Annotated in this window: 19 protein-coding genes and 3 rRNA genes; 18 read left to right on the forward strand and 4 right to left on the reverse strand. The window is 67.4% G+C overall.

Annotated features, from left to right (window positions below):
* Window positions 1-16 precede the first annotated feature (16 nt).
* From RLT59_RS21560 to proC, 5 genes are all read left to right on the forward strand, one after another.
* Window positions 17-604 (forward strand): hypothetical protein, encoded by a 588-nt coding sequence (locus tag RLT59_RS21560; RefSeq protein WP_311304906.1) that lies wholly within the window; start codon window positions 17-19, stop codon window positions 602-604.
* Between the two features lie 130 nt (window positions 605-734).
* On the forward strand, window positions 735-1,583 hold the full coding sequence (locus RLT59_RS21565; RefSeq protein ID WP_311304907.1) for a class I SAM-dependent methyltransferase: 849 nt from the start codon (window positions 735-737) through the stop codon (window positions 1,581-1,583).
* Window positions 1,584-1,646: 63 nt separating this feature from the next.
* Window positions 1,647-2,414, forward strand: coding sequence for an ABC transporter ATP-binding protein (locus RLT59_RS21570; RefSeq protein ID WP_311304908.1), 768 nt, complete (start codon window positions 1,647-1,649; stop codon window positions 2,412-2,414).
* Window positions 2,411-3,172, forward strand: coding sequence for an ABC transporter permease (locus RLT59_RS21575; protein ID WP_311304909.1), 762 nt, complete (start codon window positions 2,411-2,413; stop codon window positions 3,170-3,172). The genes RLT59_RS21570 and RLT59_RS21575 overlap by 4 nt, the downstream gene beginning before the upstream one ends.
* 84 nt (window positions 3,173-3,256) lie before the next feature.
* Window positions 3,257-4,066, forward strand: coding sequence for a pyrroline-5-carboxylate reductase (gene proC, locus RLT59_RS21580; protein WP_311304910.1), 810 nt, complete (start codon window positions 3,257-3,259; stop codon window positions 4,064-4,066).
* A 1-nt stretch (window position 4,067) separates the two neighbouring features.
* On the opposite strand, the gene RLT59_RS21585 is transcribed toward proC, so the two are convergent.
* Window positions 4,068-4,655, reverse strand: coding sequence for a cysteine hydrolase family protein (locus RLT59_RS21585; protein ID WP_311304911.1), 588 nt, complete (start codon window positions 4,653-4,655; stop codon window positions 4,068-4,070).
* Window positions 4,656-4,729: 74 nt separating this feature from the next.
* Here RLT59_RS21585 and RLT59_RS21590 point away from each other — a divergent pair, with 74 nt between their 5' ends.
* The 12 genes from RLT59_RS21590 (at window position 4,730) to RLT59_RS21645 (ending at window position 18,533) form a co-directional block, all read left to right on the forward strand.
* Window positions 4,730-5,746: a GlxA family transcriptional regulator gene (locus tag RLT59_RS21590; RefSeq protein ID WP_311304912.1), complete on the forward strand. Its 1,017-nt coding sequence runs from the start codon at window positions 4,730-4,732 to the stop codon at window positions 5,744-5,746.
* A gap of 647 nt (window positions 5,747-6,393) precedes the next feature.
* Window positions 6,394-7,921, forward strand: a 16S ribosomal RNA gene (locus RLT59_RS21595).
* Between the two features lie 301 nt (window positions 7,922-8,222).
* A 23S ribosomal RNA gene (locus RLT59_RS21600) occupies window positions 8,223-11,349 on the forward strand.
* Between the two features lie 79 nt (window positions 11,350-11,428).
* Window positions 11,429-11,545 (forward strand): 5S ribosomal RNA (gene rrf / locus RLT59_RS21605).
* The 16S, 23S and 5S rRNA genes sit together here, the layout of an rRNA operon.
* A gap of 74 nt (window positions 11,546-11,619) precedes the next feature.
* Window positions 11,620-12,264, forward strand: a complete 645-nt coding sequence (locus RLT59_RS21610) for an HAD family hydrolase (RefSeq protein WP_073737082.1) — start codon at window positions 11,620-11,622, stop codon at window positions 12,262-12,264.
* A gap of 42 nt (window positions 12,265-12,306) precedes the next feature.
* On the forward strand, window positions 12,307-13,509 hold the full coding sequence (locus RLT59_RS21615; protein WP_311304913.1) for an MFS transporter: 1,203 nt from the start codon (window positions 12,307-12,309) through the stop codon (window positions 13,507-13,509).
* Entirely contained in the window at window positions 13,478-14,650 is a 1,173-nt protein-coding gene (locus RLT59_RS21620; RefSeq protein ID WP_311304914.1) for an acetoin utilization protein AcuC, read from the forward strand. Before RLT59_RS21615 ends, RLT59_RS21620 begins: the two co-directional genes overlap by 32 nt.
* Before the next feature lie 115 nt (window positions 14,651-14,765).
* A complete protein-coding gene (locus tag RLT59_RS21625) occupies window positions 14,766-15,581 on the forward strand; it encodes a phosphatase (RefSeq protein ID WP_311304915.1) in 816 nt (271 codons plus the stop codon).
* A 128-nt stretch (window positions 15,582-15,709) separates the two neighbouring features.
* Entirely contained in the window at window positions 15,710-15,922 is a 213-nt protein-coding gene (locus RLT59_RS21630; RefSeq protein ID WP_158072253.1) for a helix-turn-helix domain-containing protein, read from the forward strand.
* A gap of 110 nt (window positions 15,923-16,032) precedes the next feature.
* Complete coding sequence (locus tag RLT59_RS21635; RefSeq protein ID WP_003948845.1) at window positions 16,033-16,131, forward strand: 30S ribosomal protein bS22; 99 nt, start codon at window positions 16,033-16,035, stop codon at window positions 16,129-16,131.
* Window positions 16,132-16,370: 239 nt separating this feature from the next.
* Window positions 16,371-17,471 (forward strand): NAD-dependent epimerase/dehydratase family protein, encoded by a 1,101-nt coding sequence (locus tag RLT59_RS21640; protein ID WP_311304916.1) that lies wholly within the window; start codon window positions 16,371-16,373, stop codon window positions 17,469-17,471.
* A gap of 15 nt (window positions 17,472-17,486) precedes the next feature.
* The gene (locus tag RLT59_RS21645; protein WP_311304917.1) at window positions 17,487-18,533 is read left to right on the forward strand and encodes a lysophospholipid acyltransferase family protein; all 1,047 of its coding nucleotides are present in this window, start codon (window positions 17,487-17,489) and stop codon (window positions 18,531-18,533) included.
* 85 nt (window positions 18,534-18,618) lie between these two features.
* Here RLT59_RS21645 and RLT59_RS21650 read toward each other — a convergent pair whose 3' ends face one another.
* The 3 genes from RLT59_RS21650 to RLT59_RS21660 all read right to left on the reverse strand — a co-directional run bounded on the left by RLT59_RS21650 (window position 18,619) and on the right by RLT59_RS21660 (window position 22,110).
* Complete coding sequence (locus RLT59_RS21650; RefSeq protein WP_311304918.1) at window positions 18,619-19,839, reverse strand: DUF5667 domain-containing protein; 1,221 nt, start codon at window positions 19,837-19,839, stop codon at window positions 18,619-18,621.
* Between the two features lie 224 nt (window positions 19,840-20,063).
* Entirely contained in the window at window positions 20,064-20,840 is a 777-nt protein-coding gene (locus tag RLT59_RS21655) for an ECF subfamily RNA polymerase sigma factor, BldN family (RefSeq protein WP_024490754.1), read from the reverse strand.
* Between the two features lie 322 nt (window positions 20,841-21,162).
* Window positions 21,163-22,110 (reverse strand): HAD family hydrolase, encoded by a 948-nt coding sequence (locus RLT59_RS21660; protein WP_311304919.1) that lies wholly within the window; start codon window positions 22,108-22,110, stop codon window positions 21,163-21,165.
* A gap of 148 nt (window positions 22,111-22,258) precedes the next feature.
* On the opposite strand from RLT59_RS21660, the gene RLT59_RS21665 reads away from it, so the two are divergent.
* On the forward strand, window positions 22,259-22,534 hold the full coding sequence (locus RLT59_RS21665) for a glutaredoxin family protein (protein ID WP_311304920.1): 276 nt from the start codon (window positions 22,259-22,261) through the stop codon (window positions 22,532-22,534).
* The last annotated feature ends 91 nt before the right edge of the window (window positions 22,535-22,625 follow it).

Here is a 22,625-nt window from a genome sequence, read left to right on the forward strand (position 1 = left end):
TGGGACAATCGATCCTGTGAGCGAGAACAGCGAGACCCCCGACGACATCGCGCCCGGCGCCACCGAGTCCGCGACGGCGCCCGCCGGTGCCTCCGCGACCACCCCCGGACCGCAGCCCGAGCCCATCCGCTTCTTCGGCACGACCTGGGTCGCCCATGATGGTCACTACGGTCTGCGCCGCGTCGGGGCCGCCGTCGGTTCGCTCGCCGCGGCCGCCGCGTCCTGCTTCGTACTGCGGTTCGCCTACCAGGGTCTGGAGATCGCTGACGTCGGCAGCTTCGTCGGCGTCCTGGTGGTCCTGATGTTCGCCGTCTGCAGTGCGATCGCCTTCCGCAAGACGTGGGAGGGCTTCAGCAGCCGCCCGGCCGACCCCGCCTGCGAGGACAATCTGCGCGGCCTCAAGACCATCGGCTTCATCGGCGGGCTGCTCGCCTACTTCATCCGTACGTTCTTCGAGGCCCCGGGCGAGAAGCTCCGGCGTACGGAGTACGAAGCGGCGCAGGTCCGGTACGCGAAGCGCCGGTCGGCCCGCACCGGGAACCCGGCGGCCCGCAAGACGGCCAAGGCGAATGCGGCCAAGGCGAAGAAGGCCCGCCGCAAGTAACGCGCCGCGAGTAACGCGTCTTGGGTCACGCGTCTTGGGTCACGCGTCTTGGGTCACGCGTCTCGGGTCACGCGCCACGCCGAAGCGGGCCCCTGGCCGTGGCCGGGCCGCCGAGGCCACGATGGGCCACATGGCCACTACAAATACCCCGGACCCCAGCCCGTCCCCGCGCTCCGCGTCCCCGCGCGCCCTGTCGTTCGACCGCGCCGCCGCCCAGTACGGTGCCGCCCGCCCCGGCTACCCGGACGCCCTCCTGGACGCCGTCGAGGAGCTCGCGGGGCGGCCGCTGCGAGGCGCCCGCGCCCTGGACGTCGGGGCCGGCACCGGCATCTCGACCCGCCGCCTCCGCGACCGGGGCGCAGCCGTCGTCGCCGTCGAACCGGGCCCCGGGATGGCGGCGGAACTGCGCAGGACCCTGCCGGACGTCCCGCTGGTACGCGGCGACGGCAACCGCCTCCCCTTCGCCGAGGCCTCGGCCGACCTGATCACGTACGCCCAGTCCTGGCACTGGACGGACTCCGCCCGCGCCGCCCCCGAGGCCATGCGCGTCCTGCGGCCGGGCGGCGCGCTGGCCCTGTGGTGGAACGTGGCCGACCCCGACGTCGGCTGGATCGCGGAACAGGGCGAGCGGCTGCTGAGCTTCTTCGCCGCCGAGCTGCCCGAGCTCGCCGGCCCCGGCCCCGGCCCCGGAGCGGCAGGCGGGCCCGCGGCGGCCAACACCGGTGCCCACGGCTCGCCCGTATCCGCCCGCGATCTGCCGGCCGAGCTGGCGTTCGTACACCGCAGGGTGCCCTGGACCCGGAGCGTCCCCCTGGACACCCACCTCGCCAACCTCGGCAGCCACTCCGCCTTCCTGGTCCTCGGTGACGAACCCGCCGGGCGCTTCCTCTCCGAGGAGCGCGAACACCTCGCACGGCGCTTCCCGGACGGCGTGGTGGAGGAGACGTACGTCGTCGAGCTGAGCGTGACCATCCGCTGAACCGGCAGGCGCGGAGGCCGTGGGCCCTTGACGGAAGAACCTCACCGCGACAAAATTCATCACATGATGAATTCTTCGGGTGCCGCCATCGAGGCCCGCGGCCTCACGGTCGTACGGGGCAACCGCACCGTCCTCAAAGGCCTCGGCTTCACCGTCGAACCCGGCAGGATCACCGGCCTCCTCGGCCCCTCCGGCTGCGGCAAATCCACCCTGATGCGGGCCGTCGTCGGCACCCAGGCCAAGGTCACCGGCACCCTCGACGTCCTGGGCAGCCCGGCCGGCCACCCCGGCCTGCGGCCACGGATCGGGTACGTCACGCAGGCGCCGTCCGTCTACACCGACCTCACCGTCCGGCAGAACCTCGACTACTTCGCGGCGATCCTGCGACCGGGCCGCCGGCACCGCGACGCCCGCCGCGAAGCCGTCACCCGGGCCATCACAGAGGTGGACCTGACCAGCCACTCCGCCGCCCTCGCCGGCACCCTCTCCGGCGGCCAGCGCACCCGCGTCTCCCTCGCCGTGGCGCTGCTCGGCACCCCAGAGCTGCTCGTCCTCGACGAGCCCACCGTCGGCCTGGACCCGGTGCTCCGGCGCGATCTGTGGAGCCTCTTCCACCGCCTCGCCGCCGACCGCGGCGCCACCCTCCTCGTCTCCTCCCACGTCATGGACGAGGCCGAGCGCTGCCACCGCCTCCTCCTGATGCGCGAGGGCGAGATCCTCGCCGACGACACCCCGGAGGCGCTGCGGACCGCCGCCCGCACCGAGACCGTCGAAGAAGCCTTCCTCCACCTGGTCGACGCGGCCGCCACCCGTCAGGAGAACGCCCGATGAGCACGACCAGCACCTCACCGCTCAGCGTGGCCCGCACCCTGGCCACCGCCGCCCGCGTCCTGCGCCAGCTGGCACACGACCCCCGCACCATCGGACTGCTCCTGCTGATCCCGGTCGTCATGATCACGCTGCTGCGGTACGTCTTCGACGGCAGCCCGCGCACCTTCGACTCCATCGGCGCCTCGCTGCTCGGCATCTTCCCGCTGATCACGATGTTCCTGGTCACCTCGATCGCCACCCTGCGCGAGCGCACCTCGGGCACCCTGGAACGCCTCCTCGCGATGCCGCTCGGCAAGGGCGACCTGATCGCGGGCTACGCCCTCGCCTTCGGCGCCGTCGCCGTGGTCCAGTCGCTCCTGGCCACCGGCCTCTCGGTGTGGCTGCTCGGCCTCGACGTCACCGGGTCCCCGTGGCTGCTGCTCCTGGTCGCCGTGCTCGACGCCCTGCTCGGCACGGCGCTCGGCCTGTTCGTCTCGGCCTTCGCCGCCTCCGAGTTCCAGGCCGTCCAGTTCATGCCGGCCGTGATCTTCCCGCAGCTCCTGCTCTGCGGACTCTTCATCGCCCGCGACCGGATGGCGCCCGTCCTCGAAGCGATCTCGAACGTGCTGCCCATGTCGTACGCCGTGGACGGCATGAACGAGGTCCTCCACCAACCGGACGTCACCGGCGACTTCGTCCGCGACGTCGCGATCGTGGCGGGCTGCGCCCTCCTCGTCCTCGCCCTGGGCACGGCCACCCTCCGCCGCCGCACCACCTGACGGGCCGGTGCGAGGATGGCGGGCACGAGTACCGAGAACAGCCGGCACCGAGAGCCGCCGGCACCGCCCGGAGGGTGAAACCGCATGACCCAGACAGTCGCAGTCCTCGGCACCGGCAAGATCGGCGAGGCCCTGCTCAGCGGCATGATCCGGGCCGGGTGGCGCCCGGCCGACCTGCTCGTCACCACCCGCCGCTCCGAGCGCGCGGAGGAGCTCCGCAACCGCTACGGGGTCGACTCCGTCAGCAACGCGGAGGCCGCCGCCCGCGCCGACATCCTCATCCTCGCGGCCAAGCCCCAGGACATGGGCCGCCTCCTCGACGAGCTCTCCGCCCATGTCGCCGCGGACCGCCTGGTCATCAGCGCCGCGGCCGGCATCACGACCGCCTTCATCGAGGACCGCCTCACCGACGGCACCCCGGTCGTCCGGGTCATGCCGAACACCCCCGTCCTGGTCGACGAGGGCATGTCCGTCATCTCCGCGGGCAGCCACGCCACCGGCGCCCACCTCGCCACCGCGGAGGCGATCTTCGGTGGCGTCGGCAAGACGCTGCGCGTCCCGGAGTCCCAGCAGGACGCGGCCACCGCGCTCTCCGGCTCGGGCCCGGCGTACTTCTACTTCCTCGTCGAGGCGATGACGGACGCCGGAATCCTGCTCGGCCTGCCCCGCGCCCAGGCCCACGACCTGATCGTCCAGGCCGCCATCGGCGCCGCCGTGATGCTCCGGGACAGCGGCGAGCACCCGGTCAAGCTCCGCGAAGCCGTCACCAGCCCGGCGGGCACCACGATCAGCGCCATCCGCGAACTGGAGAACCACGGCGTACGCGCCGCCCTCATCGCCGCCCTCGAAGCCGCTCGCGACCGCAGCCGCGAACTCGCCTCCGGCAAGGGCTGAGCTACCCCGCGGCGGCGGCGATCAGCTCCGCACTGCGCACCACCTTCGCGAACCCACCGCCGTGCAGCGTCACGGCGGTGGCCCGCGCCAGTTCCTCCGCGCGCATCGTCCAGCCGAACGGGCCGGTCCCGTCGAAGGTGTACGTCGCGTCGAACGCGAAGAACACCTCGTACCCGAGGTTCCCCGCCATCCGGGCCGTCGTCTCCGCGCACATGTTGGTCTGGATACCGGCCACCACGATCTGCCGCACCCCGCCCCCGCGCAGCCATTCCGCCAGATCCGGCGTCCCGTAGAACGCCGAGTTCACGCTCTTCGTCAGAAACAGCTCGGGCCCGTCCCCCTTGCCCCGCCGCTCCTCCACATATGACTTGAAGGCGTTGCCCGGATATCCCACCCGCAACGGCGAATCCGGCTTGGGCGAGTCATGCCGTACGAAGACGACCGGCCGCCCGCTCTCCTGCCAGGCATCGATCAGCCCGGCGATGTTCTCGTCCGCAGAGGGATTGTTCCGCGGCCCCCAGTACGCCTCCTCCTCGAAGCCCTCCTGCACGTCCACCACTACCAGCGCTGCGTTCTCCGCGATCTCCATGGCCCCTATGCTGCCGCGCGCCCACCCGGCCGCCCAGAGGTCACAAAGCCATCGATCGATGCTTTACTGCCAGCATGACCGCCGCCACCCCCGCCGCCGCCACTCGGATCGCCCTCGTTGCCTTTCCGGGCATCCGCGCGTTCGACGCCTCGGTCATCACGGAGGTCTGGGGCGTGGACCGGACGGACCGCGGAGTCCCGTCGTTCGAGCTGCGCCGCACCGCGGCCGCCCCCACCCCCATCCCCCTGCGCGGCGGCCTCTCCCTCACCCCCGACCGCACGCTGAGCTGGCTGTCCCGAGCCGACCTGATCGTCGTCCCTGGGCTGGACGACCATGTGACGCCGGCGCCCGAACCGCTCCTCGAAGCCCTGCGCCGCGCCCATGTCCGCGGCACGCCGATCGCCGCGCTCTGCGGAGGCGCCTTCACCCTCGCCCAGGCCGGCCTTCTCGACGGCCGACGAGCGGTCACCCACTGGAACCTCACAGACCTCCTGCGCACCCGTCACCCCGGCGTCACCGTCGTACCCGACGCTCTCTTCGTCCACGACGACAATCTCTGGACCTCTGCGGGCACCGCGGCCGGCATCGACCTCTGCCTCCACCTCGTCCGTACGGTCCACGGCGCCGAGACCGCGGCGACGATCGCCCGTTCGATGGTCACCGCCCCGTTCCGCACCGGAACCCAGGCACAGTTCATCGAGCACCCGACCCCGCACACGGACCGCGACGCGGACACCCTCGCGGCCGTACGCGCATTCGCTCTGACCCGTCTGGCCGAACCGCACACGGTGGCGGAGCTCGCCGACCGCGCCGGCATGTCCCCGCGCTCCTTCGCCCGCCACTTCCAGGCGACCACCGGCACGACACCGCTGCGCTGGCTGATCACCCAACGCATCGCGGCAGCTCAGAAGCTGCTGGAGCGCACCGATCTGCCCCTGCCGGAGGTGGCCCGCCGCACGGGCTTCGGCAGCGAGATCACCATGCGCCAGCACTTCGCGACCCACCTGGCCACCAGCCCCCGCGACTACCGGCTCGCCTTCCACCGCTCCCCGCCGGGGACCGGGGTTGACACGCCCGCACCACATCCGTAATGTGCTCCGAGTTGTCCGACGTGAGCGCCGACCCCGGTCGGTCCCCGGACAGCCATTCCGCAGTAACCACAACGAACGAGCGACAGCTGTCGCCTGTCTCTGCGTGCGCATTCGCGAAATGAGGAATCCACGTTCGAAGGAACGTGACCCCGATTAGCGTCGGAGCCCCGGATTCCGCTAATGTCTCACTCGTCGGAACGGCCCAACGGCCGCGAAGACAAGCCCAACTGACTGGGAATCGGGCCCGAAAGGATCTGATAGAGTCGGACTCGCCGGAAAGGGAAACGCGAAAGCGAAGAACTGGAAAGCGAAATTGCGAGGCCCGCTTCGACCGGGAATCGGACACGAAAGAGTCTGATAGAGTCGGAAACGCAAGACCGAAGGGAAGCGCCCGGAGGAAAGCCCGATGAGGGTGAGTACAAAGGAAGCGTCCGTTCCTTGAGAACTCAACAGCGTGCCAAAAGTCAACGCCAGATACGTTGATACCCCGACCTGCTTCGGCAGGTTCGAGGTTCCTTTGAAAGTCCTGGCAGACCCACTTGTGGTTCTACCAGGCAATGCACATAGCGAGGACACAGTGAACGGTCGGTCTTATTCCGACTCGACTGTTCCGCTCTCGTGGTGTGATCCCCGATTACGGGAAAACATTCACGGAGAGTTTGATCCTGGCTCAGGACGAACGCTGGCGGCGTGCTTAACACATGCAAGTCGAACGATGAAGCCTTTCGGGGTGGATTAGTGGCGAACGGGTGAGTAACACGTGGGCAATCTGCCCTTCACTCTGGGACAAGCCCTGGAAACGGGGTCTAATACCGGATAATACTTTCTCTCTCATGGGGGAAGGTTAAAAGCTCCGGCGGTGAAGGATGAGCCCGCGGCCTATCAGCTAGTTGGTGGGGTAATGGCCTACCAAGGCGACGACGGGTAGCTAGGCCTGAGAGGGCGACCGGCCACACTGGGACTGAGACACGGCCCAGACTCCTACGGGAGGCAGCAGTGGGGAATATTGCACAATGGGCGAAAGCCTGATGCAGCGACGCCGCGTGAGGGATGACGGCCTTCGGGTTGTAAACCTCTTTCAGCAGGGAAGAAGCGAAAGTGACGGTACCTGCAGAAGAAGCGCTAAGCTAACTACGTGCCAGCAGCCGCGGTAATACGTAGGGCGCAAGCGTTGTCCGGAATTATTGGGCGTAAAGAGCTCGTAGGCGGCTTGTTGCGTCGGTTGTGAAAGCCCGGGGCTTAACCCCGGGTCTGCAGTCGATACGGGCAGGCTAGAGTGTGGTAGGGGAGATCGGAATTCCTGGTGTAGCGGTGAAATGCGCAGATATCAGGAGGAACACCGGTGGCGAAGGCGGATCTCTGGGCCATTACTGACGCTGAGGAGCGAAAGCGTGGGGAGCGAACAGGATTAGATACCCTGGTAGTCCACGCCGTAAACGTTGGGAACTAGGTGTTGGCGACATTCCACGTCGTCGGTGCCGCAGCTAACGCATTAAGTTCCCCGCCTGGGGAGTACGGCCGCAAGGCTAAAACTCAAAGGAATTGACGGGGGCCCGCACAAGCAGCGGAGCATGTGGCTTAATTCGACGCAACGCGAAGAACCTTACCAAGGCTTGACATACACCGGAAAGCATCAGAGATGGTGCCCCCCTTGTGGTCGGTGTACAGGTGGTGCATGGCTGTCGTCAGCTCGTGTCGTGAGATGTTGGGTTAAGTCCCGCAACGAGCGCAACCCTTGTTCTGTGTTGCCAGCATGCCCTTCGGGGTGATGGGGACTCACAGGAGACTGCCGGGGTCAACTCGGAGGAAGGTGGGGACGACGTCAAGTCATCATGCCCCTTATGTCTTGGGCTGCACACGTGCTACAATGGCCGGTACAATGAGCTGCGATGCCGCGAGGCGGAGCGAATCTCAAAAAGCCGGTCTCAGTTCGGATTGGGGTCTGCAACTCGACCCCATGAAGTCGGAGTTGCTAGTAATCGCAGATCAGCATTGCTGCGGTGAATACGTTCCCGGGCCTTGTACACACCGCCCGTCACGTCACGAAAGTCGGTAACACCCGAAGCCGGTGGCCCAACCCCTTGTGGGAGGGAGCTGTCGAAGGTGGGACTGGCGATTGGGACGAAGTCGTAACAAGGTAGCCGTACCGGAAGGTGCGGCTGGATCACCTCCTTTCTAAGGAGCATCTAGATTCCGTAAGGAATTCAGAGCCACTACGCCGGCAAATGTTCGGCGGTGGTCAGCTCATGGGTGGAACGTTGACTATTCGGCACGACAGGTTGTTTTTCACTAGTACTGCTTCGGCGTGGAATGTGGGAAGGGATCGGTCGGGTCGGGCACGCTGTTGGGTATCTGAAGGTACGGCCGTCATGGTCGTCCTTCGGTTGCTTAACCCCAGTGCACTCACCTGGTTAAGGGTGGGGTGATGGGTGGCTGGTCGTTGTTTGAGAACTGCACAGTGGACGCGAGCATCTGTGGCCAAGTTTTTAAGGGCGCACGGTGGATGCCTTGGCACCAGGAACCGATGAAGGACGTGGGAGGCCACGATAGGCCCCGGGGAGCTGTCAACCAAGCTTTGATCCGGGGGTGTCCGAATGGGGAAACCCGGCAGTCGTCATGGGCTGTCACCCGCTGCTGAACACATAGGCAGTGTGGAGGGAACGCGGGGAAGTGAAACATCTCAGTACCCGCAGGAAGAGAAAACAACCGTGATTCCGGGAGTAGTGGCGAGCGAAACTGGATCAGGCCAAACCGTATGCGTGTGATACCCGGCAGGGGTTGCGCATGCGGGGTTGTGGGATCTCTTTTTCATAGTCTGCTTACTGTGAGACGAGTCAGAAACCGTTGATGTAGGCGAAGGACATGCGAAAGGTCCGGCGTAGAGGGTAAGACCCCCGTAGCTGAAACATTAACGGCTCGTTTGAGAGACACCCAAGTAGCACGGGGCCCGAGAAATCCCGTGTGAATCTGGCGGGACCACCCGTTAAGCCTAAATATTCCCTGGTGACCGATAGCGGATAGTACCGTGAGGGAATGGTGAAAAGTACCGCGGGAGCGGAGTGAAATAGTACCTGAAACCGTGTGCCTACAAGCCGTGGGAGCGTCGCGCGCCGAGTTTACTCGGTGCGTCGTGACTGCGTGCCTTTTGAAGAATGAGCCTGCGAGTTAGCGGTGTGTAGCGAGGTTAACCCGTGTGGGGAAGCCGTAGCGAAAGCGAGTCCGAATAGGGCGTTTGAGTTGCACGCTCTAGACCCGAAGCGGAGTGATCTAGCCATGGGCAGGTTGAAGCGGAGGTAAGACTTCGTGGAGGACCGAACCCACCAGGGTTGAAAACCTGGGGGATGACCTGTGGTTAGGGGTGAAAGGCCAATCAAACTCCGTGATAGCTGGTTCTCCCCGAAATGCATTTAGGTGCAGCGTCGTGTGTTTCTTGCCGGAGGTAGAGCACTGGATAGGCGATGGGCCCTACCGGGTTACTGACCTTAGCCAAACTCCGAATGCCGGTAAGTGAGAGCACGGCAGTGAGACTGTGGGGGATAAGCTCCATGGTCGAGAGGGAAACAGCCCAGAGCATCGACTAAGGCCCCTAAGCGTACGCTAAGTGGGAAAGGATGTGGAGTCGCAGAGACAACCAGGAGGTTGGCTTAGAAGCAGCCACCCTTGAAAGAGTGCGTAATAGCTCACTGGTCAAGTGATTCCGCGCCGACAATGTAGCGGGGCTCAAGCGTACCGCCGAAGTCGTGTCATTCACACATATAGGGCCAACGCCTGTGTGGATGGGTAGGGGAGCGTCGTGTGCCGGGTGAAGCAGCCGCGGAAGCGAGTTGTGGACGGTTCACGAGTGAGAATGCAGGCATGAGTAGCGATACACACGTGAGAAACGTGTGCGCCGATTGACTAAGGGTTCCTGGGTCAAGCTGATCTGCCCAGGGTAAGTCGGGACCTAAGGCGAGGCCGACAGGCGTAGTCGATGGACAACCGGTTGATATTCCGGTACCCGCTTTGAAACGCCCAGTACTGAATCAGGCGATGCTAAGTCCGTGAAGCCGGCCCGATCTCTTCGGAGTTGAGGGTAGTGGTGGAGCTAAGCGAACCAGACTTGTAGTAGGTAAGCGATGGGGTGACGCAGGAAGGTAGTCCAGCCCGGGCGGTGGTAGTCCCGGGGTAAGGGTGTAGGCCGTGTGGTAGGTAAATCCGTCACACGTTAAGGCTGAGACCTGATGCCGAGCCGATTGTGGTGAAGTGGATGATCCTATGCTGTCGAGAAAAGCCTCTAGCGAGTTTCATGGCGGCCCGTACCCTAAACCGACTCAGGTGGTCAGGTAGAGAATACCGAGGCGTTCGGGTGAACTATGGTTAAGGAACTCGGCAAAATGCCCCCGTAACTTCGGGAGAAGGGGGGCCATCACTGGTGATCGGATTTACTCCGTGAGCTGGGGGTGGCCGCAGAGACCAGCGAGAAGCGACTGTTTACTAAAAACACAGGTCCGTGCGAAGCCGTAAGGCGATGTATACGGACTGACGCCTGCCCGGTGCTGGAACGTTAAGGGGACCGGTTAGCTGACTTTCGGGTCGGCGAAGCTGAGAACTTAAGCGCCAGTAAACGGCGGTGGTAACTATAACCATCCTAAGGTAGCGAAATTCCTTGTCGGGTAAGTTCCGACCTGCACGAATGGCGTAACGACTTCTCGACTGTCTCAACCATAGGCCCGGTGAAATTGCACTACGAGTAAAGATGCTCGTTTCGCGCAGCAGGACGGAAAGACCCCGGGACCTTTACTATAGTTTGATATTGGTGTTCGGTTCGGCTTGTGTAGGATAGGTGGGAGACTTTGAAGCGGCCACGCCAGTGGTTGTGGAGTCGTCGTTGAAATACCACTCTGGTCGTGCTGGATGTCTAACCTGGGTCCGTGATCCGGATCAGGGACAGTGTCTGATGGGTAGTTTAACTGGGGCGGTTGCCTCCTAAAGAGTAACGGAGGCGCCCAAAGGTTCCCTCAGCCTGGTTGGCAATCAGGTGTTGAGTGTAAGTGCACAAGGGAGCTTGACTGTGAGACCGACGGGTCGAGCAGGGACGAAAGTCGGGACTAGTGATCCGGCAGTGGCTTGTGGAAGCGCTGTCGCTCAACGGATAAAAGGTACCCCGGGGATAACAGGCTGATCTTCCCCAAGAGTCCATATCGACGGGATGGTTTGGCACCTCGATGTCGGCTCGTCGCATCCTGGGGCTGGAGTCGGTCCCAAGGGTTGGGCTGTTCGCCCATTAAAGCGGTACGCGAGCTGGGTTTAGAACGTCGTGAGACAGTTCGGTCCCTATCCGCTGTGCGCGTAGGAATATTGAGAAGGGCTGTCCCTAGTACGAGAGGACCGGGACGGACGAACCTCTGGTGTGCCAGTTGTCCTGCCAAGGGCATGGCTGGTTGGCTACGTTCGGAAAGGATAACCGCTGAAAGCATCTAAGCGGGAAGCCTGCTTCGAGATGAGTATTCCCACCTCCTTTGAGGGGTTAAGGCTCCCAGTAGACGACTGGGTTGATAGGCCAGATGTGGAAGCCCGGTAACGGGTGGAGCTGACTGGTACTAATAGGCCGAGGGCTTGTCCTCAGTTGCTCGCGTCCACTGTGTTAGTTCTGAAATAACGAACGGCCGTGTTTTGTTCCGGTGTTGGTTAATTTCATAGTGTTTCGGTGGTCATTGCGTTAGGGAAACGCCCGGTTACATTCCGAACCCGGAAGCTAAGCCTTTCAGCGCCGATGGTACTGCAGGGGGGACCCTGTGGGAGAGTAGGACGCCGCCGAACTCCTTTTAATAGTTGAGCCCCGTGCCCTTGTGGCACGGGGCTTTTCTGCGTTCCCGACAGTTTAAGGTCGTGACATGCGCTACGAACTGGTCATCTTCGACAACGACGGTGTGCTCGTGGACAGCGAGCCGATCTCCAACACCCTCCTGGCCGCCTACCTCACGGAGCTCGGCCACCCCACCACGTACGAGGAGTCCCTCCGCGACTACATGGGGGCCGCCATGCACCGGGTGCACGACCTCGTCGAGGAGCGGGGCGGGGAGAAGCTGCCCGCGGACTTCGACGACACGTTCCACTCGCGGGTGTTCGCCGCGTTCCGGCAGGAGCTGCGGCCCGTACCCGGTGTCGAGGAGGTGCTGGGGGACCTCGTCGCCGAAGGGGTCCCGTACTGCGTCGCGTCCTCCGGCAGCCACGAGCGGATCCGGGTCGGGCACCGGACGACCGGGCTCGACCAGTGGTTCGAGGAGGAGTGGATCTTCAGCTCCGAGGACGTGGGCCGAGGGAAGCCCGCCCCCGACCTGTTCCTCTACGCCGCGGACCGGATGGGGGTGCCGCCGGAGCGGTGCGTCGTCATCGAGGACAGCCCGCTCGGGGTGGAGGCGGCCAGGGCCGCAGGGATGGATGTGTACGGGTTCACGTCGATGATGCCGGCGGACCGGCTGGCCGGGGTGACCGGGCATTTCTCCGACATGGGACAGCTGCGGGAATTGCTTGCCTGACGCGTCTACCCATGGGTAGAAACTGGCTCTACGCTCGCGGCCATGACAGATGCACGTTTGCGGCACGGCAGAGCTTCCCTCGCGTTGAGCTTCTTCGTGCAGGGGGTCACGTTCGCATCTCTCGTGACGCGGATCCCGGCCATTCAGGACCGGTACGGGATATCCGACGGCCTGCTGCCCGTGTTCCTCGCCGCCGTGCCGATCCTGGCCGGTGTGGGCAGCGTGGTCACCGAGAAGGTGGTCGCACGGGTACGGCCGCGCGTGGTTCTGCGATGGACGCAGCCCATCGTGCTGCTGGCGCTCCTCGGCGTCGGTGCCGGGAGCGAGCTGTGGGCGGCGGCCCTGGCGCTCGGCGTGTTCGGGCTGGCCGTCGGCGCGCTGGACGCGTCCACGAACATGATGGGGGTCAGCCTCCAGCGGGCGTACGGACGTTCCATCATGCTCGGCTTCCACGCCGCGTACAGCCTGGGCGGGATCGCCGGGGCGTCGATGGCGTGGGCCGGGGCGCACTGGGATCTGTCGCTGCTGGTCTCGTATCTGCCGGTCGTGGTGGTGCTGTTGCCCGTCGCGTTCGTCGGGAGCCGGTGGTACGTCGAGGGGAAGCAGGAGGACGAGGGGCGGGCCGCGCCGAAGGGGAAGGCCGGGGCTGTCTCGTTCAAGCTGCTGCTGCCGCTCTGCGTGGTGATGAGCTTCGCGTACATCGGGGACTCGACCGTCTCCAACTGGAGCGCGAAGTACCTGCAGGACGTGCTCGGGAGTTCCGAGCAGCTGTCGACGGTTCCGTACAACGTCTACATGGTGACGACGCTGCTGGGGCGGGCCGTCGGGGACTTCGGGGTGCGGCGGTTCGGGGCGGTGGCCGTGGTGCGGTTCGGGAGTGTGCTGGCCGCGGCCGGGTTCGGTGTGGTGGCCGTCGCCGGCGGGGCCTGGACCGGGATGCTCGGGTTCACCATGCTGGGATTCGGGCTGTGCGTGATCGTGCCGCAGACGTTCGCGGCGGCCGGGCGGATGTTCCCCGACGACAGCGACACCGCGATCGCCCGGCTGAACATCTTCAACTACGTGGGATTCCTGGTCGGCTCGCCGCTGGTGGGGGCGATCGGGGACGCCTGGAGCTACCGGGGCGCGATGCTCGTACCGATGGTGCTGGTGCTCGCGATGCTCGTGTACGCCCGATCGTTCGGCGCGGAGCCCGCCCGATACGGTGGCGGGCATGAGCGGCCGCGCACAGCTGATGTGGGATGACGCAGTAACGGGATACGACTTCGGGGACAGCCACCCCATGGACCCGGTCAGACTCGCGCTGACGATGGGCCTGGTGCGGGCGTTCGGCCTCGACCGGGCGGTGGACGTGGTGGCGGCCAAGCCCGCCGGGGAGTCCACGCTGCGGCTCGTGCACCGCTCCGACTACGTGGCGGCCGTGCGGGCGGCCTCCGCGGACCCCGCCCACGCCGACCAGAGCTACGGGCTCGGGACGGTGGACGATCCCGCGTTCGCCGGGATGCACGAGGTGTCCTCGCTGATCGCCGGGCAGTCCGTGGGCGCCGCGGAGGCGGTGTGGCGCGGGCGGACCGGGCACGCGGTGAACTTCAGCGGCGGGCTCCATCACGCCATGCCCGGCAGCGCGTCGGGCTTCTGCATCTACAACGACCCGGCGCTCGCCATCGCCCGGCTGCTGGAGCTGGGCGCGGAGCGGGTCGCGTACGTCGATGTGGACGTGCACCACGGGGACGGCGTGCAGGCGGCGTTCTGGGAGGACCCGCGGGTGCTGACCGTCTCGCTGCACGAGCACCCGCGCACCCTCTTCCCGCAGACCGGCTGGCCGGAGGAGACCGGCGCCGGGGCTGGTGAGGGCGGTGCGGTGAACGTGGCGCTGCCGGCCGGGACGGGGGACGCGGGGTGGCTGCGGGCCTTCCACGCGGTGGTGCCGGAGCTGCTGGCGGACTTCCGGCCTCAGGTCCTGGTGACGCAGCACGGGGCCGATACGCACTTCGAGGACCCGCTGGCCCATCTCGCGGTCTCGCTGGACGCCCAGCGGGCGGTGATGGCGGCCTGCCACGACCTCGCCCACGAGTACGCCGACGAAGGGCGCTGGGTGGCGCTCGGCGGGGGCGGTTACGCGGTGGTGGACGTGGTGCCGAGGTCCTGGACGCATCTGGTGGGGATCGCCGCCCACGCGCCCGTGGACCCGGAGTCGGTGATCCCGTCCTCCTGGCGGGACGAGGTCTACGCCCGGACCCTGCAGCTCGGTCCTGCCCGGATGACGGACGGCCGCACCCCCTCGTGGAAGTCGTGGGAAGAGGGGTACGACCCGGCCGACCGGCTGGACCAGGCGGTGCTGGCGAGCCGCCGGGCGGCCTTCCCGCTCCGCGGGCTGCTGACCTGAGGCGACCGGGCCCGCTCCGGCCCGAGGCCCGCCCGCCCGGCACGTGTTACGCCAACTGTGGGGCGTATCCCGGCTTTTGGCCCCCGGGCGGTGCGGGTACGGGAGCATCGGCAGGGTGTTGAGCACCGGAGCGCTGCGCGCGCATCTGCTGGCGGCCCGGCTGGCCGGCCCCGTGGCGACCTCGCGGGAGGTGAGCCTGCGGAGTTATCGGCTGTTCGCGGCCAGGGACCCCCGGGTGACGCTCGGCCTCGACCCCGGACGGGGCTGGGGTGAGCTGGACCTGCTCCGGCTGATGGCCGACAAGTGCGGGGTCTCGGCCGATCCCGCGCATGTATCGGGTCCCGATGTGATCGACCCCGAGCGGACGCTGGCGGGGCTGGACGCCTTCGCGGGCCGGCTGGCGGACGCGGCCAGGCGGCGGGCGCCGGTGCTGTTCGGCACGGGGCACCCGCACCGGCTGATCGGTTTCTACGCAGCGCTGGCAGACGCTTTGTCGTCGGTCGGGTGCGTTGTGCTCACCTCCGCGCAGGGGCGATGTATCGACATAACGACCCGGTTCGGCGTACGCACGTACAACCTGGACTACGTACGGGGAGTCGCGCTGGTGCGCGAACCAGGCGTGCGGCTGCCCGGTGGTGGTACCGGCGCACACTCCCACTCCCCGCTGCCGGTCAGGGTCGTTCTGGAGGCCGCCGCGGTGGGCCGGGGGCCGCTCCCGGAACTCGTCGTGGGGGACCACGGATGGGTCTGCGGGGCAGGTCAGCTGGGCATCGAGGCGATCGGGCTGGCCGATACGGACGATCCCGCGCTGTTCGTCGGTGAGGCCGAGGGAAGGGTGTCGGCCGTCGTCCCGGTGGACGACGCCGTGCGGTCCGCCTACTACCTGCCGCTCACGCGCTATGTACTCAATCGGGCGGCTCTGTCACAGTAGGCGGCCGATCGTCTCTCCTCTTCCCCACTCGCATCACCCGCCCCTAATCTGGGCAGTGAGCGCACATCGACGAAGAGTCACCGGAGGGGAAGCCGGTGCGCGTCGCGTGCGGAAGGTACAGGTGGATCATGGCTGCTGACAGCGAGAGGCCTCTCAACGAGGTCAAGTTTCTGACCGTGGCGGAAGTCGCCTCTGTCATGCGAGTGTCGAAGATGACCGTGTACCGCCTGGTGCACAGCGGTCATCTGCCGGCGATCCGGGTGGGCAGGTCCTTCCGGGTGCCGGAGCAAGCGGTTCACGAGTATCTCCGGGAGTCCTTCGTGGGGGTGGGGTCGGCCTGACATTCCCCTCGGATTACGTCCCTCACCCGGTGGCGGGTAGGCTAGGCCGACGTAGGTCGTGTGGGCCCAGACGCCCCGCACCAGTGAAGAAGAAGTGAGCGAGGGTAGTCGTGGGCTCTGTCATTAAGAAGCGGCGCAAGCGGATGGCCAAGAAGAAGCACCGCAAGCTGCTCAAGCGCACGCGCGTTCAGCGTCGCAACAAGAAGTAAGCGAACGCAGTTCGTGAAATCCGCAGCCCTTTCGCCTGTCAGGCGGGAGGGCTGCGGTGCTGTGCGGGGCCCGGTACGACCGGGCCGCCCGCCACACATTCGGGCCAAGACGTGGGAGAAGGCCGCCGCGCGGGCATCACAGGGCAACATCCACCCGCTACGGTGACGAGCGGGGGGAGAACCTCTCTTCGAGGGCCCCTCCCACTCACTTCACGGGAGACCGACGGAAGGCGCTGATCTTGGGGAAGGTCGTGCTCGTCACGGGAGCGGCCCGGCAGCTGGGCGGCCGCTTCGTGCGGCGCATCCAGCGTGATCCGGACGTGGACCGGGTGATCGCCGTCGACGCGGTCGCGCCCGGCCACCAGCTGGGGGACGCCGTCTTCGTGACGGCCGACATCCGCCAGCCCGCCATCGCCAGAGTCCTCGCAGAGCACTCGGTCGACACGGTCGTCCATCTGGACGTCAGCGCGATGGGCCTCGGCGCCCAGGGCCGCAGCGCGGTCAAGGAGACCAACGTCATCGGCACCATGCAGCTGCTCGGCGCCTGCCAGAAGGCCCCGGCCGTCCAGCGCCTGGTGATCAAGTCCAGTACGGGTGTGTACGGCTCCGCGCCCCGCGATCCGGCGGTCTTCCACGAGACCACCCCGCCCAAGTCCCTGCCGAGCGGGGGCTTCGCGAAGGACGCGGTGGAGGTCGAGGGGTACGTACGGGGCTTCGCGCGCCGCAGGCCGGACGTGGCCGTGTGCGTGCTGAGGTTCGCGAACATCCTGGGCCCCGACGCGGACTCGCCGCTGGCCGACTATCTGTCGCTGCCGGTGCTGCCGACCGTGTTCGGATACGACCCGAGGCTCCAGTTCGTGCACGAGGACGACGTCATCGACGTACTCGGCATCGCCGCGAGCGAGCCGCGGCGGTCCACGCTGAACAGCGGCACCTTCAACATCGCCGGGGACGGGGTGCTGCTGCTCTCGCAGTGCTCACGGCGGCTGGGGCGGCCGACGCTGCCGGTGCTGCTGCCCGCGGTGACCTGGGTCGGTCAGGCGCTCCGTGCCGTCGGTATGACGGACTTCTCGCCGGAACAGATCCGGCTGCTCACCCATGGCAGGGTGGTCTCCACCGTCCAGATGCGCGAGACCCTGGGCTTCCGGCCGCGGTTCACCACGGTGGAGACGTTCGCGGAGTTCGCGCGCAGCCGGGGACCGGGGCTGCTGCCGCCCGAAGCGGTGAGCCGGGCCGTCGGCAGAGTGGCAGCGATGCCGTTCGCCGGGGGGACGACCGGCGGGGCTCCGGAGATCACCGGGGCCGGCGACGACACACACCCGACCCCGAGCGGCAGGTAGAGGAGCGCACCGACGATGGCGGATGCCAAGGTCATTCCGTTCGACGACGACCGTTCGCGGTCGGGGGGCTCGCCGCGTGGAGCGCGGCGGCGTGGACCCGGACGCGGCAACGGGTCCGTGAGCGCCCTGCCGGGCCAGCCGGACGCCGGGCCGCCGGAGCGGCGGACGGGTGAGCCGGCTGAGCCCCAGGACGCCGAGGCGGCACCGGAGGGCGCGGGACGGGCCGGCTGGGAACGGCGGATCGCGGGCGGTCTGGCGTTCCTGCGGCGGCGGGTCACGGGCGAGTACGACGTCGACGAGTTCGGCTACGACGAGGAACTCACCGACCAGGTGCTGATGTCGGCGCTGCGGCCCGTGTACGAGAAGTACTTCCGGGTCGAGGTGAAGGGCATCGAGAACATCCCGTCGGACGGCGGGGCGCTCATCGTGTCCAACCACTCCGGGACGCTGCCGCTGGACGGGCTGATGCTCCAGGTCGCGGTGCACGACAACCACCCGGCGGGGCGGCATCTGCGGCTGCTCGCCGCGGACCTGGTCTTCATGCTGCCGGTCGTCAACGAGCTGGCCCGCAAGGCGGGGCACACCCTCGCCTGCGCGGAGGACGCGGAGCGGCTGCTGAGGAAGGGCGAGGTCGTCGGCGTGATGCCGGAGGGCTTCAAGGGCATCGGGAAGCCGTTCAGCGAGCGGTACAAGCTCCAGCGCTTCGGGCGGGGCGGCTTCGTGTCCACGGCGCTGCGGGCCGGGGTGCCGATCGTGCCGTGCTCGATCGTGGGGGCCGAGGAGATCTACCCGATGATCGGCAACTCCAGGACGCTGGCGCGGCTGCTGGGTACGCCGTACTTCCCGATCACGCCGACGTTCCCTTGGCTGGGGCCGCTGGGGGCGGTGCCGTTGCCGACGAAGTGGACGATCCAGTTCGGGGAGCCGATTCCTACGGATGGGTATCCGGTGGAGGCGGCGGAGGATCCGATGCTGATGTTCAATCTGACGGATCAGGTGCGGGAGCAGATTCAGCACACGCTGTACAAGTTGCTGGTGCAGCGGAGGTCGGTGTTCTTCTGAGGCGCCCGGTGCCCCGGGACGGGGGCTCTGCCCTCAATCGCCGGACGGGCTTGGGGGTGCCCGTCCGGCGGGGGGTCTTTTCCGGTCAGTCCTTGTCGGCCCTGCTGTCGATGCCCAGGCCTCCGATCAGGCCGGGGATCAGCGGGGGCAGGGTGATGTCCGGTGTGGGCGCCGTGCTCGGGGTGTCCTTCGACGGTTCGGTGGCTTCCGGTGACGGCGGGTCGAAGAGGCCGTCCGCGCCGCCCCCGATCAGGCCGTCCGCCGGGGTGCTGCCCGTGTCCGAGGGGTGGGGCGAGGTGCTGCTGCCCTTCTTGCCCTCGTGCGCGCCCGCCGGTGAGGACGAGGAGGGCGACGGCTTGTGCGAAGAGGACGAGGGGCCCGTGCCGGTACCGGTGCCCGTGCCCGAGTCGGTGGAGTCGGACCGCTGGGATCCGCCGCTCTTCTCCGGGGCGCGGGGGAACAGCGACTGGAGCGGCGCGACTTCTTCGTCTATGGCCGCGAAGACGGAGCTCACCTGGTCACCGAGCTCGGTGAGCTGGACGGGCAGCCGGTCGCGGAGGCTGGTCCAGCTGTCGCGGTGCGAGCGGGAGAAGGAGTCCAGGGTCTGGATCGGCCCGATGGCTCCGTCCCGCTTGTAGGCGGCGTGCAGCAGGCGGTGGCCCTCGGTGGCGTCGTGCGTCATGCCGTTGAGCGTGCGCCTGACCTCCCCGAGCTGCTCGTGGTCCAGATCGCCGGAGCGGCCGCGCTCCATCAGCCTGCGGGCCTCGCTGAGCCGGGTCGACGCCTGGTCCAGGTAGACCTCGCCCCGGCTGGTGTCGCTGCCCGCCAGGTTGAGGTGGATGTCCTCCATGCCGCGCTTCAGCCCGTAGAGCGAATCGCCCGGGAGCGCGTCGGAGCTGGCCGCGGCCACCCCGCCGAAGGCTCCCGCGGCCACACCGACGGTGAGTCCGCCGGCCGCGAGGCCCTTCGTCCAGCGCGATTTGGGGCGCAGTTTGCGGAGCGGGGAGGCCCGGTGGGCCCCCTTGCTCCGCTGTTCGGGTACTGCGGGGGCCGCGGGCGTGCCGCCCGCGGCGAACATGGCCTCCATGGCGGCGACGAGCTGGGCTCGCTGCACCACTTTGACCTCGGGATCCAACGCCGGCTTCGGTAGCTCACCGAGGCCGTTCGCCAGGGCCAACAGCGGTCCGCGGTCGGCCGGTTCGGCCGGGTCCTCGGGCTGTACGGCCGCCGCACCGCGGAGCGACTGCTCCTCCACGGCCTGGGCGAAGGCGTTCGCCCGCCGGTGTGCCGAGACGTTTGCGATCACTGGCGGCACCTCCTCTCGTCATGACGGTCGACTCCCCTGAGGGTCCGGAAGGTTGCACACCTTGAGCGCATCCACACGATTGAGTGAGTGTCTGCGGACAGGGGGTGACGACAGGGGGCCTGCAACCGGCACAACGAGTGGCGCGGCACTTGGGTTACGCACGAAGGATGATCGGACCAGTGCGTGATGAACGTATCGCCGAGAGTGATTCGGCCCGGGTGGGATCAGCGGGCATCGTCCGGTAGGAGGCGGGCAAGGGTGCGGACGGCGCGGTACTGCAGGGTCTTGATCGCGCCCTCGTTCTTGCCCATCACCCGGGCGGTCTCGGCGACCGAGAGCCCTTGCAGGAAGCGCAGGGTCACGCACTCCTGCTGCTGGGGGTTGAGTCGGCGCACGGCTTGCAGCAGTGCGGCATTGGAGAGGGACTCCAGGACGGAGTCCTCGGGGCTGCGCTCGACCTCGTTGGCGTCGAGCATTTCGCCGGTGGTCACTTCCAGCCGGAACCGACTGGATTTGAAGTGGTCGGCGACCAGGTTTCGAGCGATGGTGACAAGCCAGGCGCCGAAGTCACGGCCCTGCCAGGTGAACGTGGAGATACGCCGCAGGGCGCGCAGGAAGGTCTCACTGGTGAGGTCCTCCGCCGTCGCCTTGCCGCCCACGCGGTAGTAGATGTAGCGGTACACGGTGTCGCTGTACTGGTCATAGAGGCGGCCGAAGGCGTCAGCCTCACCGGCCTGTGCGCGCTCGACGAGATCCATCATGCGCGCGCTGTCGCTGTCGGCCGTCGGCCGACGAACGGTGGACGTGGTCGTTGCGCCGCGGTTGCTGCGTCTTCCGACCGCCGCACCGCGTTCGGCCAGGGCGTAGCAAGGGCCGGCAGGCGCAGGGGTGGCAAAGGCGGGTACGGCGTACGCGGTGGGGACGAAGCCGCGCAAGCGGTCGCCGACCGTTGCGCGCAGCGTAGCCAGGCCCGAGGCGTCAACCCCGACGTGTGGGTACACGGGACTCCCAGAGGCAGAGCTTCCATCACGTGCAGTGCGAAACCGTCACTCGTCGTAGTGAGTGGTGGGTTCCGGAATGCGTCTGAGGAGAATAACGCTTCGTACAGGCAGTGCTACACCCAGTTGCTCAAATCACCGGTTACGACGCTTCTGTAGCGACTATTCGACACATCAAGTAGCACATGGTGACCGGTTATTGATCGAATTATTTCGAGATCTGCCAGGAGCCGCGACAGGTTGTGGTCGGGCGGGGAGGGCTGGAGCGGGTCGGACCAGCCGGACCAGCCGGGGCGGCCCGGGTCAGCGGCGGCGGCGGCCCGGGTCAGCGGCGGCGGCGGTGCAGGGCGACGGCGGCGGCGGTGCCGCCCGCGAGGGCGCCCACTCCCGCCGCGGCCGGGATGCCGACCTTGGCCGCCTTGCGGCCCGTCCGGTAGTCGCGCAGCCGCCAGTCACGGGCCCGCGCGTGCTTGCGGAGCTTGCTGTCGGGGTTGATCGCGTACGGGTGTCCGACCAGGGACAGCATCGGGATGTCGTTGTGCGAGTCGCTGTACGCGGCGCAGCGCGCCAGGTCCAGGCCCTCCGCCGCCGCCAGGGCGCGTACCGCCTCGGCCTTCGCGGGGCCGTGCAGCGGTTCGCCCACCAGGCGTCCGGTGTAGACGCCGCCGACGGATTCCGCGACGGTGCCGAGCGCGCCGGTCAGGCCGAGGCGGCGGGCGATGATCGTGGCGGTCTCCACCGGGGCGGCGGTGACCAGCCAGACCTTCTGGCCGGCGTCCAGGTGGGCCTGGGCCAGCGCACGGGTGCCGGGCCAGATGCGGTCGGCCATGTACTCGTCGTAGATCTCCTCGCCGATGGACATCAGCTCGGAGACGCGGTGGCCCTTCACGATGGACAGGGCGCTGTCGCGTGCGTCCTGCATGTGTTCCGGGTCCTCGACGCCGGCCAGCCTGAACCAGGCCTGCTGCCAGGCGAACCGGGTCAGTTCGCGGCGCTCGAAGAACTTCCGCTTGTACAGGCCGCGGCCGAAGTGGAAGATCGCGGCGCCCTGCATCACGGTGTTGTCGAGGTCGAAGAAGGCGGCTGCCCGGTCGTCACCGACGACGGGGAACCCGGGTTCCTCCACGGGCGCGTCGGCCTCGGCTTCGGTGCCGTCGGGGCGCTCGGCGTCGAGCGACGACTTCCGTGCGGCCTCCGCCGCCGCCTCGCCTGCCAGCACGCTCCGTGCTGTCGCGGAGCGCCTACGGGGTGTGAGCCATCCAAGAGCGGCCATGTCGTGAGCATAGCCAGTCGGTTCGGCCCTTCCCGACCTGCCGGGATGCGAAGGCGTGAACTCTCGGGGACCGGATTGTTAAACGGGTGATTCCGGGCACCGGGGACGAGGCGCCGGCCGGCTCCTCGCGCGGCGCAGAATGAGAGGTATGAGTTCCCTGTTGCGACGTACGAAGAAGAAGCCCGCGGACCGGGTGGTGACCCTGGTCGGGAAGCCGGGGTGCCACCTCTGTGACGAGGCCCGGCTGGTGGTACGGAAGGTCTGTGAGGAGACCGGCGCTTCCTGGGAGGAGAAGGACATCACCCTGGACGATGAGCTGCACCGGGAGTACTGGGAGCAGATCCCCGTGGTCCTCATTGATAACGAACAGCACACGTTCTGGCGGGTGGACCCGGCGAGACTGCGCAGTGCGCTGATTTCCTGAGTGAAACCCGGTTACCATCGTGGGCGTTTTGAGTGGTCCCGGGGGCGTAGTTGTGAGGAGTGTGTACCACCTTGCCCCCTTCGGGCCTGCA

This window comes from Streptomyces sp. ITFR-6 (genome assembly GCF_031844725.1).
In the GTDB taxonomy this organism is placed as follows: Bacteria; Actinomycetota; Actinomycetes; order Streptomycetales; family Streptomycetaceae; genus Streptomyces.

What these genes read in the sequence shown, in the direction of transcription:
- RLT59_RS21565 (WP_311304907.1), top strand. Translation starts at nt 735, where the DNA reads ATGGCCACTACAAATACCCCGGACCCCAGCCCGTCCCCGCGCTCCGCG.
- RLT59_RS21570 (WP_311304908.1), top strand. Translation starts at nt 1,647, where the DNA reads ATGATGAATTCTTCGGGTGCCGCCATCGAGGCCCGCGGCCTCACGGTC.
- RLT59_RS21575 (WP_311304909.1), top strand. Translation starts at nt 2,411, where the DNA reads ATGAGCACGACCAGCACCTCACCGCTCAGCGTGGCCCGCACCCTGGCC.
- proC (WP_311304910.1), top strand. Translation starts at nt 3,257, where the DNA reads ATGACCCAGACAGTCGCAGTCCTCGGCACCGGCAAGATCGGCGAGGCC.
- RLT59_RS21585 (WP_311304911.1), bottom strand. Translation starts at nt 4,655, where the DNA reads ATGGAGATCGCGGAGAACGCAGCGCTGGTAGTGGTGGACGTGCAGGAG.
- RLT59_RS21590 (WP_311304912.1), top strand. Translation starts at nt 4,730, where the DNA reads ATGACCGCCGCCACCCCCGCCGCCGCCACTCGGATCGCCCTCGTTGCC.
- RLT59_RS21610 (WP_073737082.1), top strand. Translation starts at nt 11,620, where the DNA reads ATGCGCTACGAACTGGTCATCTTCGACAACGACGGTGTGCTCGTGGAC.
- RLT59_RS21615 (WP_311304913.1), top strand. Translation starts at nt 12,307, where the DNA reads ATGACAGATGCACGTTTGCGGCACGGCAGAGCTTCCCTCGCGTTGAGC.
- RLT59_RS21620 (WP_311304914.1), top strand. Translation starts at nt 13,478, where the DNA reads ATGAGCGGCCGCGCACAGCTGATGTGGGATGACGCAGTAACGGGATAC.
- RLT59_RS21630 (WP_158072253.1), top strand. Translation starts at nt 15,710, where the DNA reads ATGGCTGCTGACAGCGAGAGGCCTCTCAACGAGGTCAAGTTTCTGACC.
- RLT59_RS21645 (WP_311304917.1), top strand. Translation starts at nt 17,487, where the DNA reads ATGGCGGATGCCAAGGTCATTCCGTTCGACGACGACCGTTCGCGGTCG.
- RLT59_RS21660 (WP_311304919.1), bottom strand. Translation starts at nt 22,110, where the DNA reads ATGGCCGCTCTTGGATGGCTCACACCCCGTAGGCGCTCCGCGACAGCA.
- RLT59_RS21665 (WP_311304920.1), top strand. Translation starts at nt 22,259, where the DNA reads ATGAGTTCCCTGTTGCGACGTACGAAGAAGAAGCCCGCGGACCGGGTG.